Raw genomic sequence first — 15,836 nt, forward strand, 5'->3', positions numbered from 1 at the left:
GAGTTGCGGGCCGCGTTGACCGCACGAGACCAAGGCTGCGTGTTCCCATCCTGCGGCGTGGCACCGGCCGCCTGTGAAGCGCACCACATCCAACCCTGGTGGGCCGGAGGCGCAACATCGGTCGCAAACACGATGCTGCTATGCCCGTTCCACCACCGACTCGTCGAGCCAGACCCCGAACAATCCCATGCTTCGCAATGGGAAGCATTCCTCGACCCCGAAACCGGCCGAGCCAGCTTCATCCCCCCAACCCACATCGACCCAACCCAGACCCCCAGACAACACCGCCAGCACCGCGTCCCAGACATCCTCAACAACCCCACCAGCCCCCACCCGGCCAGCAAGACCACCACAACAACAAAGACCAGCCGACCCGAGACCGGCAGACCCGAGACCGGCAGACCCGAGAAGAGCGCCGAAACTCGCCCATCCGTCTGGGACCAGCCACCCGAGCCTTCGGTCTGGGACCAGCCACCAGAGCCCTCCGCCTGGGACGAACCCATCGAGCCATCGGACCAGGACCAACCACCAGAGCCGCCAGCCAAGGACGAGCCACCCGAGCCGCAACCCGACGAGGCCGAGCCGCCCGAACCCACCGACGACCGGGGCCAACCACCCAACCCCTCCGCCTGGGACCAGCCACCCACACCCTCACCGTGGGCAGAGCCACCCGAGCCCTTCGACTGGAACCAGCCACCCGAGCCCTCGGTCTGGGATCAGCAACCCGAGCCGCCAGCCGAGGACGACTCGCCTGGACCCACCGATGACTGGGGCCAACCACCCAGGCCCTCCGGCTGGGAGGACACATCCTCGCCCCCGACGTGGGCAGAGTCGCCCGAGCACACCGACGACCGGGACGAGCGTTGCACCGTTGCCTTTGAACCCGAAGACGACCCCTGGCACCCGCACGCTTGGGGACCAGCCGAACCCCGAGCCGGATAGACCCCGCCGCCGGTTGAACCCGGCCCCGCGCGTCGGCTGAGCCGCCTGGCGCGTCGGTTGAGCCCGGCCCCGCGCGTCGGTTGAGCCGCCTCGTGAGGAACGAACGAGGCGTGACGAAACCTGGCACACGGTGCAGAATCCTGGCCACAGCATCCTGAGAGACTCTGCGGAGATGGTCACGATGGTTTCGTCACGGTCCCCGGCGCTCCGCGCGGCGGGACCAGCTCAACCAGCGCGTCGGTTGAGCCGCCTGGTGAGGAACGAGCCAGGCGTGGTCGTTACCACCTGGTACACGGTGCAGACACCCGACCGCAGGTTCTTGAAGGACTCCACGGAAACCTCACGATGGTCTCGACACGGTCCCCGGCGCTTCGCGCGGTGGGACCGGCTCAACCGACGCGCAAGCCCGGCTCAACCGACCGTGCGGCAATCCCGGCTCCACCGACGCGCAAGCCCGGCTCAACCGCCGCGCCCCCGGCTCAACAGACGCGCCGCCAGGCTCAACCAACCGACGGATCGGACACCCACTAACGCTCGAAGTAGGGCAGCGACCTGAGGGCGCGGTCAAGGTGCCAGGTCGCGTACGCCACGACCATGCCGTCGACCCTCGTGGCGATATTCCGCGGTGAGGCCAGCGCCTCTTCCCAGTCGCCGGACAGCAAGGCCCCGAGATGCAACGAGTCTTCGCTTTCGAGGGTGGCCGAGCCCGGCGTCCGGCAGTTGCCGCAGACGGCGCCTCCGCCTTGAGGCGAGAACCACCGCACCTCAGCCGACCCGCAGCCCGCACACTGGAGTGTCGACACACCGTAGCCAGCCACGGCTAGGGCTCGCAGAAGGAACGAGTCGACGATCAACGGCGCCGGAAGGTCGCCCCGCTCCAGCGCGAGGATGGCTCCCAGCAGCAACAGGTACTGCTGTAAGGAGGGGGTGCCTTCCTCCGAGACGAGCCGGTCGGTGGTCTCCACGAGCACCTCGGCGGCGGTGAACCGCGGGTAATCCGCAGCCAGGCGACTGGAGTGCAAAGCCTCGACCTGCGTGACGACCTCGAGCGATCCGCGTCCCTCAGCGAACTGGATGTCGACGTGGCTGAATGGTTCCAGCCGCCCACCGAACTTGCTCGAGGTCCGACGGACCCCCTTCGCGACGGCCCGCACCTTCCCGTGGGTGCGCGTCAGCAGCGTGATGATGCGGTCGGCCTCACCCAGTTGGTGGGTCCGCAGCACGACGGCTTCGTCACGGTAGGTGGGCACGGACCCGATTCTAGGCGGCTACCCTGATGGGGTGCCTGAGCCTCGCCGTCGCCCCACTCCACACCCAAGCGGTGCCACCGCGCCTGAGATCCCCGCCAAGGCGATACCGCGCCATGTCGCCATCGTGATGGACGGGAACGGTCGCTGGGCGAAGGAGCGAGGGCTGAAACGCACCGAGGGCCATGCGATGGGCGAGGCGTCACTCCTCGATGTGATCCACGGCGCCATCGAACTCGGGGTCGAGTATCTTTCGGCCTACGCCTTCTCGACCGAGAACTGGAAGCGCTCCCCCGATGAGGTGCGCTGGCTGATGGGCTTCAACCGCGACGTGATCCACCGACGCCGTGACGAGCTGAACGACCTAGGCGTCAAGATCCGTTGGGCCGGGCGTCGCCCCAGGTTGTGGGGCTCGGTGATCAGGGAGCTCGAGGTCGCAGAGGAGATGAGCAAGAGCAACGACACCCTGACGCTGCAGTTCTGCGTCAACTACGGCGGCCGCGCCGAGATCGTCGACGCGGCCCGCGAGATCGCCCGGCTGGCAGCAGCGGGAAGGCTCGACCCGGATCGGCTCACGGAGGCGAGGTTCGCGAAGTTCCTGGACGAGCCGGAGATCCCAGACGTCGACCTGTTCGTGCGCTCTTCCGGTGAGCAGCGCACCTCGAACTTCCTGCTGTGGCAGTCGGCCTACGCCGAGTTCATCTTCCTCGACCGGTTGTGGCCGGACTTCGACCGTCGCGACCTCTGGGCGGCCGTCGAGCAGTACGCGAAGCGGGAGCGTCGCTTCGGCTCGGCGTGAGTTGGGCGTTGAGCACTATCCCGGACTCGATCGACGACACGCCGCAACTGGGCGTCGCTTGGGCAAACGAACCCGGGATAGTGCTCAACGCCTGATCTACCACAGCGCTAATCGAGGCGTTCGACGGACGTCGCCCGGACGACGGCCGAGCCGGCGGCGTCGCTGGCAGGCAGGTCGACATCGGCGATGATCCGCCAGTCGTGGTTGCCGGCCGGGTCGTCCAAGATCTGCGTGATCCTCCAGTGATCTTTGCCCTTGTCGATCTCGAACATGCGGGGCCCTCGCGCTTGCCCGCCTGTGCCGATGTCGTCGTGCTCGTCCCAGTAGTCGGCCAGGGCCTCATCCCAGGCATGGGCGGTCATCACGACCTCAAGCGGCGGATCGACCAAGTGCGCGGCAGCCGTCTCCAGTTCACCCAGTTCCCGCCAGCGGTCGAGCGCGGCCAGTTCGACCCTGCGGAACATCGCCGTGCGGATCATGGCGGTGAAAGCGCGCTCGTTGCCGGTGACGGGGCGCGGCGGCGGGGGCGGCGCCCCTTGAGCCGCGAGTTCGGCGGCGGCCGCTACCTTGTCCGGGTCGGTGAGCGCCTCCCACTCGTCGAGCAGCGAGGAGTCCGTCTGACGGACGGTCTCCCCCAGCCACTCGACCAGGTCGTCGAAGCTCTCATCGCGGAAGCTGTCCGGCACCGTGTGGCGCAGTGCCCGGTAAGCGTCGGAGAGGTAGCGAAGCACGGTGCCCTCGCTGCGCTGCAGCTTGTAGAACGAGATGAACTGGGTGAAATTCATGGCACGTTCCCACATGTCGCGCACCACGGACTTCGGGGAAAGCGACGACGGATCGACCCACGGATGCGACTGCGCGTAGATCCCGATCGCGTGCTCCAACAGTTCGGCGAGCGGCTTGGGCCAGGTGACCTGTTCCAGCAGCTCCATCCGCTCGTCGTATTCGATGCCGTCGGCCTTCATCTGCGCCACGGCTTCGCCGCGCGCCTGGAACTGTTGAGCCAACACCACCTGGAACGGGTCCTCGAGCACGGCTTCCATGACGGAGACGACGTCGAGATGGTACGTCGGCGAATCGCGGTCGAGCAGCTCAAGGGACGCGACGGCGAAAGGCGCCAGCGGCTGGTTGAGTGCGAAATCCTGGCCGACGGAGTCAGCCATCACGCACCAACCGCCGTACTTATCGGGCTCCGTCAACTTGACGAGCACGCCGGAGCTCAACAACCCGCGGGTGAGTGCGAGCGCCCGACGCTTCAACGTCCGCTGCCTGTCCCTGCCCTCGTGGCTGGTCTCAATCAGCCGTTTCATCGCCTCGTAGCTGTTGCCCTGCCGCTGCGCAATGTTGAGGAGCATGCCGTGGGTAACCTGCATCCGGCTGGTCAGGTTCTCGGGTTCGGCGACGATGATCTTCTCGTAGCCCTCCTCGGTCCAGCCGACGAACCCCTCAGGCGGCTTCTTGCGAACCACCTTCCTACGCTTCTTCGGGTCATCCCCGGCCTTTTCCAACGCCCGCTCGTTCTCGATGACGTGCTCGGGCGCCTGGACGACGACGAAGCCGACGGTGTCGTAGCCCGCGCGGCCCGCCCGCCCGGCGATCTGGTGGAACTCGCGCGAACGCAGTTTCCTCACGCGGGTCCCGTCATACTTCGACAGGCCGGTGAACAGCACCGTCCGGATCGGCACGTTGATGCCGACGCCGAGCGTGTCGGTGCCGCAGATCACCTTCAAGAGCCCGGTCTGGGCCAATTGCTCAACGAGGCGCCGATACTTGGGCAGCATTCCGGCGTGGTGTACGCCGATCCCGCGGCGCACCAGCCCTGAAAGGATCTTCCCGAAGCCTGGCCCGAAGCGGAAGGCACCGATCTCCTCGGCGATCCGGTCGGCGTCGTGGCGGGTGATCAGGTTGACGCTCAGCAGCCCCTGGGCCCGCTCCAGCGCATCCGCCTGTGTGAAGTGCACGATGTAGACCGGTGCCTTCATCTCATGGACGAGGTCGACGACCTTCTCCTGGATCGGGGTCATCGACCACTCGAACAGCAGGGGAACGGGGCGTTCGGCGTCGTCGATCAGGCTGGTCGGACGGCCGGTCCGTTCAGAGAGCTGGGCCGCCATCGCGGAGATGTCGCCGAGCGTGGCGCTCATCAGCAGGAACTGCGCCTGCGGCAGTTCGAGCAGCGGCACCTGCCACGCCCAGCCCCGCTCGGGCTCAGAGTAGAAGTGGAACTCGTCGGCGATCACCATGCCGACGTCGGCACCCTCACCCTCACGCAGAGCGATATTGGCGAGCACCTCCGCGGTGCAGCAGATGATTGGGGCATCCGCGTTGACGGAGGCGTCCCCGGTGACCATGCCGACGTTCTCAGCACCGAACACCTGGCACAGCGCGAAGAACTTCTCGCTGACCAGTGCCTTGATCGGGGCCGTGTAGAAGCTGACTCGGTCGGTGGCCAACGCCGCGAAGTGGGCGGCAAGCGCGACCAGCGACTTACCGGAACCGGTGGGCGTCGCGAGGATCAGGTTGTTGCCGGAGAACAGCTCGATAGCGGCCTCATCCTGGTGCGGGTAGAGCGAGATCCCCTGCTCGAGCGCCCATGCGCTGAAGTGTTCATAGAGGGTGTCGGCGTCACCGGAGACGCGGTCGGTGAGCTTCAGCATGCCATTCACCATACTGGGTCACAGCCCGGAGCCGATCCGGTGGAGGGTCACCTGCGACTGGTTGAACAGTCTGAATGGCGGGCCGGTCACCCCGACGCCGCTGTCGACGTAGAGCGTCGAACCCCCTTCGGTGTAAGGACCCTTGCTGATCTTCGGGAACCAGTCGCCACCCGGCTGGTACAGCGCCCCGAGCAGCGGCAGCCGAACCTGGCCGCCGTGGGTGTGGCCACACAGTGCGTAGTCGACACCGGCGTCGTCGAGGACGGGCAGGAGGTCGGGTGAGTGGGTCAGGGCCAGGCGGAAGGCTTCCTGTGGAAGCCCGCTGACAGCGCGAGCAAGATCTCCATGGCCGCTGAAGTAGTCGTCGACCCCGACGAGTTGGACCCGGCCGAAGTCGCCGTCGAAGATCAGGGACTCGTTGACCAGCACCGTCACGCCATATTCGTCGAGTAGGGCGTGCAGCGCCTGCTGATCCGACGACCAATGATCGTGGTTGCCGTCGACGTAGAACCGGGGCGCGTCGATCCTGGCCAGACCGTCGAGCAGTTGGCGCACCGGGTCGAGGGTCTCGTTGTGGGTGTTGATGAGGTCACCGGTGAGTGCGATCAGGTCCGGTTCGGCGCCGCGTGCCAGGTCGACGATCGAGTCGACCTGGCCCGCGCGCGGCAGATTGTGGAAGTCGGTGATCTGAAGCACCCTCAGTTCACCGCTCAGCTCGGCCGAGGCATAGGTCGTCTCATTGAGCTTGGTGTGACGCACCTCCCACGTCGCGCGCCACACCGTCAACACCCCGACCAGCAGGACAGCCGTCGCCACAAAAGCGAGCCGCCGGAGCCATGGTCTTCGCCGAGGCGGAGCCTCAGGAGCAGACAACGGTCGACGGGCTTGAACCGCGCCAACCACCCGCAAGTACCCTGTCAGACCGCGTTCCGGGTTGCCGCATGGAAGGCCTCGGCCCGGTTCAGCGCACTCAGGATCGCCTTCATCGAGGCGCTCGTGATGCTGGGGTCGACCCCGACGCCCCAGAGAACCTGCGCGTCGTCGCCTTCCCCGATCTCACACTCGACGTAGGCCGCGGCCTTTGCGTCACCGCCGGCCTCCAGGGCGTGCTCCGCATAGTCCAGCACCTTGACGTGCGCGCCTTCCCGGGACAGGGCATCGACGAAGGCCGAAACCGGGCCGTTGCCTTCGCCCTCGAGCGCTACGGCCTTCCTGGTGGGCCCGTCCACAGACGCCGTGACGTGGAACTGGCCGTTGCTGGACGTCGAGCCGGCCGATTGCAGCACCCAGGGCTTCTCCCCCAGGTACTCGTGACTGAAGATCTGGTGGATCTCCTCGGCCGTCACCTCTCCACCGGCGACGTCGGTGTGCTGCTGCACGACGCGGCTGAACTCGATCTGGAGCCTGCGCGGCAGGTCCATCTTGAACTCGTTCTTCATCAGGTAGGCCATGCCGCCCTTGCCCGACTGCGAATTGACGCGGATGACGGCCTCGTAGGTGCGGCCGACATCGTGTGGGTCGATCGGCAGGTAGGGCGCCTCCCAGTGCATCTCGCCGACGGTGGTGCCGGCCTCCGCCGCGACGTCCTCCAGGTATTCCAGACCCTTCTTGATCGCATCCTGGTGAGACCCGGAGAACGCGGTGTAGACCAGATCACCGGCATAGGGGTGCCGCGGATGCACGGGCAGGCCGGTGCAGTATTCGACGGTGCGGCGCACGTTGTCGATGTCGGACAGGTCGATCTGCGGGTCGACGCCCTGCGTGTAGAGGTTCAGCGCCAGGGTCACCAGATCGACGTTGCCGGTGCGCTCGCCGTGCCCGAACAGGCAACCCTCCACCCGGTCTGCGCCAGCCATCTGGCCCAGCTCCGTCGCCGCGACCGCGGTGCCACGGTCGTTGTGGGGGTGCAGCGACACGGCGATGTATTCCCGGTTCTTAACGTTGCGGCAGAAGTATTCGATCTGGTCGGCGTACGTGTTCGGTGTCGAACGCTCCACCGTGGCAGGCAGGTTGAAGATGATCTCGCGGTCGGCGCCCGGCTGCCAGACGTCGGAGACGGCGTTGCAGACCTCGATGGCGAAGTCGGTGGGGGTCTGCGTGAAGATCTCGGGTGAGTACTGGTAACCGAACTCGACGTCGCGCAGGTGCTGGTCGGCGTACTTCATCACCAGTTCGGTGCCCCGTACCGCCAGGTCAACGCACTGCTGCTCCGAGATGCGGAACACCACCTTGCGGAACAGCTCCGCGGTGGCGTTGTACATGTGGATCGTGGCGCGGTGCGCACCGATCAGCGATTCGGCGGTGCGTTCGATGAGATCCTCACGGGCCTGGGTCAGCACCGAGATGGTCACATCGTCAGGCACCTTGCCGCGCTCGATCAGTTGGCGTACGAAGTCGAAATCGGTCTGCGACGCCGACGGGAAGCCGACCTCGATCTCCTTGTAGCCCATCGAGATCAACAGTTCGAACATCCGCATCTTGCGGGCCGGCGTCATCGGGTCGATCAGGGCCTGGTTGCCGTCGCGCAGGTCGGTCGAGAGCCAGCGGGGAGCCTTCTCGATCCTCTTGGTCGGCCAGGTGCGGTCCGGCACATCGACGGGGATGAACGGGGTGTAGCGATGCACCGGCATCGGTGTGGGCTGCTGGGTGGGGACGGGCTGGGTGCGGGTGTTGAACTGAGTCATCGGAGTCTTCCTTGGCTGGTTGCCGATCTTTGCCAGACGCGCAGATGCACCGCAGCGAGGGTTCCGGCTCAGGAGTTATTGAGCCTCGCTGCGGCGGCCAAGGAGAAGGGTGCGCCATGCCACGAGCGCCACAGTAGCCATAGAAGGGGCAGCGACACAAGGGCTTTTCGAGATTTGGACAGCCTAGGCCCGGATGCGGCAGCGTGACGCGCCGCTGCCCCGTGCCAGAACCTGGCACGGGGCAGCGACTGATTGTGGGCCGGGGGAATGGCCCCTTGATGGGCCTACTTGCCCGCGCCAGCGGTGAGACCGCCGATCAGGCGCTTCTCGATGATGCCGAACAGGATCACGACTGGCACGATCGCGATCAGTGCGACGGTGAACAGGTACTGCCAATCCTGGATGTAGAGCCCGAGGAATCGTGGCATCGACACCGTCAGCGGCTGGAGGTTCTGGTCCTGCACCAGGATCAGGGCGGCCGCATACTCGTTCCACGAGTTCACGAACACGAACACGATCGCGGTGACGATGCCCGGCCACACCAGCGGCAGCGAAATCTTGAACATCGTCTGGAGCCTGCCGAGGCCGTCGATCAGGGCCGCCTCATCGATCTCCTTCGGGACGGACGCGAAGAACGCCTGCATGATCCAGATCGCGAAGCTCAGGTTGAAGGCGCCGTTGATCAGGATCAGTGCACCCCAGACCGCATAGCCCTGCCAGCCCCGAAACTCCTGGTAGAGGCCGACCGCGAGGACAGTGGGCTGCAGCATCTGGGTGATCAGCACCAGCAGCAGGAACACCAGGCGACCCGGGAAACGGAACCTCGCCACGTAGTACGCGGCCGGTGTGGCCACGACCAGCACCAGCAGCGTCGCGCCGAAGGCGATCACGACGGTGGAGAGCAGCGATGCGGCGGGGTTGACCTCCGAGGACCACACCGACAGGTAGTTGCTCCACTGCGGATTCGCCGGGAAATAGGCCGGTGGGATCTCGGTCACCTCCAGCCGCGTCTTCAGCGAGGTGATGAACATCAGGGCGTACGGGAAGCCGAAGAAGGCCACGATGGCCAATGCACCGATGACGACCAGCCACGGATTAGGCGTCTTCTGAATGCCATTTTGTCTTTTCGCCATGTCAGTCCACCTCCTTCGTGGGCCGGACCACCACTAGATAGATCGCGATGATCACCAAGCAGAAGAGAAAGTTGAGCACCGACAGCGCCGAGGAGACACCGGGGCCGAGCGCGCGCTGATATTCGTACATCAAGGTCGTGGTGATATGCCCGGTGTGGTAGCCGGGCGTCTCCTGGAGAATCCGCAGGATCGGCAGCGAGTTGAACACGTTGATGATGTTGATCAGAGCAGCGGTGGCGATGGCTGGGCGCAGCAGCGGCAGCACGATCTGGAAGTAGCGCTGAGTTGCGGTGGCTCCGTCGACATGGGCGGCTTCAAGAACGTCTGTCGGCACCGCCTGCAGACCTGCGAGGATCGTGTAGCTCGTGAACGGAAGAGAGACATAGATCGCGACGAACACCGCGATCCAGAATGCGCTGGTCGGGTCCTTGGTCCAGGCCCTTCCGACCTCGAGGATTCCTGTATCGACGAGCAGCCTGTTGAACAGGCCGACGTTTTCCTGCAGCCCGTAGCGGAACACGGTAGCCGTCATGACGACGGAACAGGCCCAGGGGAGAATGATGAACAGTCGCAGGAGTTTGCGCCCTCGGAACGGTTTATTCAGGAACTGGGCGATGAGCAGCGACAGGAGCACCGTGATGATGACGACCACGACCACCCAGACGACCGTGTTGAGGAGGATGCGGCCGATCGGGACCCCTGGGAAGGTGAGCGCACCGGCCGGCCCGATGTAGTTGTCGAGCCCGATCGGATCGTCGCTTCGCCGGATGCCCTGCTTGTTGTACTTGAAGAACGAGGTGTAGACCATCAAACCGGCCGGGTACAACACGACCCCGACTATCAGGAGCAAGGTCGGCAGCAGCCAGGGCAGCGCGACGAGGGTCGCACGCCCCCGGCCTGCCCTTGGCCTACCCACCGTGGTCGCGGCGCGGGCTTTCTTTAACACGGGATACCTTTCCGGAGCCGCACTCCCGACTGACGGGAGACGCCCCGGTGGGTGCGTCTCCCGTCAGTCATGAAGTGAGTTGTCTCAGCTCTGAGCGTCGACCTGAGCCTGGATCTCCTTCAGCAGCGCGGCGGGATCGTCGGTGCCGACCCGGTAGGCGTTGCCCTGGAGAGAGGTCTGCAGTGCATCCCACTGAGTGTTGCCAACGGGCAGGAACTTCACGATCGACAGTGCTTCGAGGAAGCCCTTCTCGTTGTCGGTGGTCGCATCGGCCTTGGCCTTCTCGATCATCGACGTGGTGACGGGCAGCAGCTTGGTGCCCTTGTACCAGCCCTCGTACATCGCGTCGGAGTACATGAGGTCGAGTAGCGCACCGGTGGCGGCCTTACGGTCGGCGTCCTCGTTGTTGAACGCGACGATGAAGTCGGTCACACCGGTGGTGACGCCGTCGCCACCCGCCTTGTCAGGGACCGGGGCGAGGGCGACGTTGATGCCCTGGGCCTCGGCGTCGGCGACGATCTGCGAATGCCCGACGATCATGCCGAGCTTGCCGGCGTGCATGAGGTTGGCGACATCCTGACGGTTGTCCTCCAGCTTTGGCTGTGTGAGGCCCTCCGAGTGAAGCTTCTTCATCTCGGTGAATGCCTCGACGGCCTCCGGCGTGTCGGCGACGAGGTTCTCGCCGTCAACCCAGGTGCCACCGGCGCCCCAGAGCCACAGCGAGGACTCGACCTGGGCCTCTTCGCTGCCAAGCGGCATTCCGTAGCCGACCGTGCCGTCACCGAGGGCGACCAGCTTGGTGGCGGCGTCTTCCATCTCGGCCCACGACTTCGGCGCGGCAGCGATACCGGCCTTCTCGAACAGGTCGGTGTTGTAGATGAGCATGCGGGCGCTGGCGATGTCAGGGGCCGCCCACTGGGTGCCGTCGGCGCCGACGCCGTTGGCCAGCAGCGACGGTTCGATGGCGGCGATGGTGTCTGCGCTGACGACCTCGTCGATCGGGTACAGGAGTCCGGCATCGGCCGATGCCGCGAAGGCGTTGTCGTTGAGGATGTCCGGGTAGTCACCGGCCTGGATCCGTGCCGAGATCTTCTCAGCGAATCCGTCCCAACCCTCGATCTGCAGGTTCACCTTGACCTTGGGGTAGGTCTCGTTGAACTTGGCGATGATCGCGTCCCAGTCGGACTTCGATGAGTCGGCGTACGACGGCGCCAGGATGCTGATCTCGGTTTCGAGGTTTGCAGGATCGACGGCCGCAGGGGCACTGCCGTTGCTTCCCTCGTTCGAGGGGGACTCTGTGGTTCCGCCACAGGCGGACAGCGCGAATGCGCTGACGAGAGCGACGGCGCCGATCTTGAAGACACGCTTCTTCACGTGCGTTCCTTTCCTTACGGGTCAAGGGCAACCAGAACCTGGCTGATGCGGTGATCCTAGAAACGAACTGGGACGTTTGTGAACAGCCAGCCCGGCGTCGTAACCGAATAGTTACCGACGCAGGCCAGTCGCTCAGTCAAAGTGTTCGTTTTACGCTTGACCCGGTTGGTGGTGATAGGAAACAAATGAAGGAATCGCTCATTGTGGAGTGAGTGGTCCCTCCCTTGCCTGCTGTGGCAGCGTGGGTTTCGATCAGGCTGCCGCTCAGAATCCGAGACGGTTCAGATGCTTCGGGTCGCGTTGCCATTCCTTCAAGACCTTCACATGGAGGTTCAGGTGCACGCGGGTGCCGAGCAGACGGTTGATCTGTTCCCTTGCGGTCGCGCCGATCTCACGCAGCCGTTCGCCCCGGTGGCCGATGATGATGCCCTTCTGGGAATCGCGTTCGACCACAATGGAGGCGAAGATGTCGGTCAGAGGCTTGTCCTCAGGCCGATCGGGCCGCGGAAGGATCTCGTCGATCGTGACGGCTATGGAGTGGGGCAGTTCGTCACGCACTCCTTCTAGGGCGGCCTCGCGGATGAGCTCCGCGATCAGCGTCTCCTCGGGCTCGTCGGTGATCTCCCCGTCGGGGTAGAACATGGGGCCCTCGGGCAGGAGCGAGACGAGTTGGTCGCGAACGAGGTCGACGTTGTCCCCGCTGGTGGCCGAACACGGCACGACTGAGGCCCACTCGATCCCCAGTTCCTCCGCCACCGCTGCAACGTCGACCAGGTGCGAGAGCTGACGTTCCTTGGAGACCAGGTCGGTCTTGGTCGCCAGAGCCACGAGGAGCGGCCTGCGGTCCAGTTTCGCCAGTTCACCGATGATGAACTTGTCGCCAGGCCCGATCCGCTGGTCGGACGGCAGACATACGCCCACGACGTCGACCTCGGCCCACGTCTCGAACACCAGGCTGTTCAACCTCTGGCCAAGGAGCGTGCGGGGGCGGTGCAGGCCGGGGGTGTCGATCAGGATCAGCTGACCATCCGGACGGGTGACGATGCCGCGCACCGCATGTCTGGTGGTCTGGGGCTTGCTGGAAGCGATCGCGATCTTCTGCCCGACAAGCGCGTTTGTCAGCGTCGACTTGCCTGCGTTTGGTCGGCCCACGAAGCACGCGAAACCCGAGTGGAATCGAGGTTCATTCATCGTCGTCATCCTTTTCCCGGTCTGCCTCATCAGCGAGTTCTTCATCGGAGAGTCGGCGGGCGAGCACCGTGCCGATCTGGTGTCGTCGCCCGATTGCACGGTCCGCGATCAGTTCGATGCTACCGACCAGGGCGCGGGACCCGGGGATGGGCACGAGATTGAGTTGCTTGGCCATCAGGCCGCCGACCGTGTCGACGTCGTCGTCGTCCAGGTCGAGGTCGAAGAGGGCACCCAGTTCGTCGATGGGCAGCCTTGACGAGACACGGTACCTCCCCTCCCCCAGCTCGGTGACGGCCGGCAGGTCATGGTCATACTCGTCAACGATCTCGCCGACGATCTCCTCAAGGATGTCCTCGATGGTCGCCATGCCGGCCGTGCCGCCGAACTCGTCAATGACCATCACCATGTGGGAATGGCTCAGCTGCATGTCGTGCAGCAACTCGCTGACGGGTTTCGAATCGGGGCAGAAGGTGGCCGGGCGCATTATCTCCTCGACCCGCTCGCGCCGCTCGGCGTCCGGGAAGTCGTAGATGCGTTTGGCCACGTCTTTCAGGTAGACGACGCCGAGCACGTCATCCAGGTCCTCGCCGACCACCGGGATTCTGGAGAATCCGGAGCGAAGCGCGAGGGAGAGGAGTTGCCGAAGCGTGCGGTGCTTCTGGATATAGACCATGTCGGTGCGCGGGACCATCACTTCTTTGACGATGGTGTCGCCCAGTTCAAAGACGGAGTGGATCATCTTGGATTCGCCGGCCTCGATCAGCTCGTTGGCCTCCGCCATGTCCACCAGATCCCTCAGTTCCGCCTCTGTGGCGAATGGGCCGTCGGTGTAGCCGCGGCCAGGTGTCATGACGTTGCCGATGAGGATCATCAGTTGCGCGATCGGGCCGAATACGGTGGTGAGGCCATTGATCAGCGGTTGGAACATCAAGAGCGTCCGCTCCGGGTTCTGCCTTCCGAGCGTTCGGGGGGCGACCCCCCAGAGGATGAAGGAGATCACCAGCATGATGCAGATGGTCACGAGTGCGCGCGTCCAGTCGGCCTCGAACTGGGTGAACATGACGATGGTCGCCACCACGATCGCGGTGATCTCCAGCGCCATCCGAGAAAACATCACGGCGTTTATCGAAGGCGCCGGGTCCTGCGCGATCAGACGGATACGTTCGGCGCCGCGCTCCCCCTCCTCGACCAGCCGTTCCGCACGAGACTTGGTGATGACGCTGAGCGCGGTCTCTACGGCCGCCATTACAGAAGCTCCGACGGCGCACAACAGCGCGATGCCAAGCTCAATCCACTCGGACTGGGACACGGGAACCTGATCAACTCGCTCGACTCGATGACTGTACCCGGGAATTGTAGCCCAGGCCCTGTTCCTGCCTCAGTTCGCGGCGGAGCGCGTCAACTCCCACCCGGCAATGATCCGGTCGTTCAGGTTGAACATGACGGCCTTCTCCTCCGGCTCGGCATGGTCGTGCCCCAGCAGGTGCAAGAGCCCGTGGATGAGCAGATACTCAATCTCTCCCTGCTGATCGCGGCCGTTCTCGGCGGCCTGACGGGATGTGACCTGTGGGCAGATCGCGATGTCACCCAGACGTCCGAGCACCATCTCGGTGTCGTCCCCCACGGAGCGCGGCTCATCCGGAAAGCTCATGACGTCGGTAGGGCCGGGCAGATCCATGAACCGTTCGTGCTTTTCGGTCATGGTCTCCTCGTCGACCAGCAGGACTGAAAGGTCGGCGAGCGGATGGATGCGCAGCAGGTCGAGCGCATATCGTGAAAGTGCGATGAGTGCCACCTCGTCGACCTCCATGCCGGACTCGTTGTTGACGTCGATCATCTGCTGGCCCTCCGGCCCTGGTTGAGGCTCTCGAACTGGTCGTAGGCGGCCACGATTCGGCCGACCAACTTGTGGCGCACCACGTCGCGGGCCGTGAGTGTGCAGAACGCGATGTCGTCGATCCCGTCGAGGACCCCCTGGACACCGCGCAGGCCACTGGCCACCCCACCGGGCAGATCCATCTGCGTGATGTCGCCGGTCACCACCATCTTCGAACCGAACCCGAGCCTGGTCAGGAACATCTTCATCTGTTCCATCGACGTGTTCTGTGCCTCATCGAGGATGATGAACGCGTCGTTGAGTGACCGGCCGCGCATGTAAGCCAGGGGGGCGACCTCGACGGTGCCTGAGGTGAGCAGCTTCGGCACGGAGTCCGCGTCGACCATGTCGTGCAACGCGTCGTAGAGCGGGCGCAGGTAAGGGTCGATCTTGTCGTTGAGGGTGCCAGGCAGAAACCCGAGCCTCTCCCCCGCTTCGATGGCCGGACGGGTGAGGATGATCCTGCTGACCTCCTTCGCCTGCAGAGCCTGCACGGCCTTCGCCATGGCCAGGTAGGTCTTGCCGGTGCCGGCAGGCCCGATGCCGAACACGACGGTGTGCCGGTCGATCGCATCGACGTAACGCTTCTGGTTCAAGGTCTTGGGGCGAACGGTGCGACCCCTGGAACTCACGATGTTCTGGGTGAGGATCTCCGCGGCATTCGCCGTCGGGTCCTCGCTCATCTGGATGACCCGCTCGACCGTCTCCGCGGTCAGACCCTGACCCGTCCGGATGATGGCAATCAGCTCGGTGAGGATCTCGGCGGCCTTGGCGACCTGCCCGGCCTCACCGGAGAGGGTGATCTGCCCGCCCCTGACATGAAGGTCGGCGTCGAGGTGCGACTCGAGGATCCGTAGGAAGTCGTCACGGGGGCCGAGGAGGTTGATCATGTCGATCGACGTCGGCACGGCGACGGTTCGGGTGGCAGGCTGCTGGGGCAACGATTGGCTGGTCAGGATCTGGTCCTTGGATGCTTGCGATGAAAAT

The 15,836-nt window shown here is 64.9% G+C and carries 12 protein-coding genes; 1 reads left to right on the plus strand and 11 read right to left on the minus strand.

The window, feature by feature from the left end; translation table 11 throughout:
- Positions 1-1,469 precede the first annotated feature (1,469 nt).
- Positions 1,470-2,192 carry a DNA repair protein RecO gene (recO, locus tag BUC15_RS03885; protein ID WP_073186240.1) on the minus strand — a complete coding sequence of 241 codons (723 nt, stop codon included), beginning with the start codon at positions 2,190-2,192 and terminating at the stop codon, positions 1,470-1,472.
- 31 nt (positions 2,193-2,223) lie between these two features.
- Between recO and BUC15_RS03890 the strand changes: the two genes are divergently transcribed.
- Positions 2,224-2,988, plus strand: a complete 765-nt coding sequence (locus BUC15_RS03890) for an isoprenyl transferase (protein ID WP_073186241.1) — start codon at positions 2,224-2,226, stop codon at positions 2,986-2,988.
- A gap of 107 nt (positions 2,989-3,095) precedes the next feature.
- On the opposite strand, the gene BUC15_RS03895 is transcribed toward BUC15_RS03890, so the two are convergent.
- The 10 genes from BUC15_RS03895 to BUC15_RS03940 all read right to left on the minus strand — a co-directional run bounded on the left by BUC15_RS03895 (position 3,096) and on the right by BUC15_RS03940 (position 15,739).
- Positions 3,096-5,645: a DEAD/DEAH box helicase gene (locus BUC15_RS03895; protein ID WP_084189345.1), complete on the minus strand. Its 2,550-nt coding sequence runs from the start codon at positions 5,643-5,645 to the stop codon at positions 3,096-3,098.
- Positions 5,646-5,663: 18 nt separating this feature from the next.
- Positions 5,664-6,461 (minus strand): metallophosphoesterase, encoded by a 798-nt coding sequence (locus tag BUC15_RS03900; protein WP_073186243.1) that lies wholly within the window; start codon positions 6,459-6,461, stop codon positions 5,664-5,666.
- A 101-nt stretch (positions 6,462-6,562) separates the two neighbouring features.
- Entirely contained in the window at positions 6,563-8,329 is a 1,767-nt protein-coding gene (leuA, locus tag BUC15_RS03905) for a 2-isopropylmalate synthase (RefSeq protein WP_073186244.1), read from the minus strand.
- 284 nt (positions 8,330-8,613) lie between these two features.
- Positions 8,614-9,462: a carbohydrate ABC transporter permease gene (locus BUC15_RS03910; protein WP_073186245.1), complete on the minus strand. Its 849-nt coding sequence runs from the start codon at positions 9,460-9,462 to the stop codon at positions 8,614-8,616.
- Position 9,463: 1 nt separating this feature from the next.
- Positions 9,464-10,408 carry a carbohydrate ABC transporter permease gene (locus tag BUC15_RS03915; protein ID WP_073186246.1) on the minus strand — a complete coding sequence of 315 codons (945 nt, stop codon included), beginning with the start codon at positions 10,406-10,408 and terminating at the stop codon, positions 9,464-9,466.
- A gap of 84 nt (positions 10,409-10,492) precedes the next feature.
- Positions 10,493-11,782 (minus strand): ABC transporter substrate-binding protein, encoded by a 1,290-nt coding sequence (locus BUC15_RS03920; RefSeq protein ID WP_073186247.1) that lies wholly within the window; start codon positions 11,780-11,782, stop codon positions 10,493-10,495.
- Positions 11,783-12,046: 264 nt separating this feature from the next.
- Positions 12,047-13,018, minus strand: a complete 972-nt coding sequence (gene era, locus BUC15_RS03925; protein WP_084189347.1) for a GTPase Era — start codon at positions 13,016-13,018, stop codon at positions 12,047-12,049.
- Positions 12,966-14,282 (minus strand): hemolysin family protein, encoded by a 1,317-nt coding sequence (locus BUC15_RS03930; RefSeq protein WP_073186249.1) that lies wholly within the window; start codon positions 14,280-14,282, stop codon positions 12,966-12,968. The genes era and BUC15_RS03930 overlap by 53 nt, the downstream gene beginning before the upstream one ends.
- Before the next feature lie 69 nt (positions 14,283-14,351).
- Entirely contained in the window at positions 14,352-14,810 is a 459-nt protein-coding gene (ybeY, locus tag BUC15_RS03935; protein ID WP_073186250.1) for an rRNA maturation RNase YbeY, read from the minus strand.
- The gene (locus BUC15_RS03940; protein ID WP_084189354.1) at positions 14,807-15,739 is read right to left on the minus strand and encodes a PhoH family protein; all 933 of its coding nucleotides are present in this window, start codon (positions 15,737-15,739) and stop codon (positions 14,807-14,809) included. Before BUC15_RS03940 ends, ybeY begins: the two co-directional genes overlap by 4 nt.
- Positions 15,740-15,836 lie beyond the last annotated feature (97 nt).

It is taken from the genome of Tessaracoccus bendigoensis DSM 12906, assembly GCF_900141915.1.
In the GTDB taxonomy this organism is placed as follows: Bacteria; Actinomycetota; Actinomycetes; order Propionibacteriales; family Propionibacteriaceae; genus Arachnia; species Arachnia bendigoensis.

Bases quoted from the DNA above. Each gene is read 5' to 3' on its own strand.
- BUC15_RS03895 (WP_084189345.1), bottom strand. From the start codon at position 5,645: ATGCTGAAGCTCACCGACCGCGTCTCCGGTGACGCCGACACCCTCTAT.
- leuA (WP_073186244.1), bottom strand. From the start codon at position 8,329: ATGACTCAGTTCAACACCCGCACCCAGCCCGTCCCCACCCAGCAGCCC.
- BUC15_RS03910 (WP_073186245.1), bottom strand. From the start codon at position 9,462: ATGGCGAAAAGACAAAATGGCATTCAGAAGACGCCTAATCCGTGGCTG.
- era (WP_084189347.1), bottom strand. From the start codon at position 13,018: ATGAAGAACTCGCTGATGAGGCAGACCGGGAAAAGGATGACGACGATG.
- ybeY (WP_073186250.1), bottom strand. From the start codon at position 14,810: ATGATCGACGTCAACAACGAGTCCGGCATGGAGGTCGACGAGGTGGCA.
- BUC15_RS03940 (WP_084189354.1), bottom strand. From the start codon at position 15,739: ATGATCAACCTCCTCGGCCCCCGTGACGACTTCCTACGGATCCTCGAG.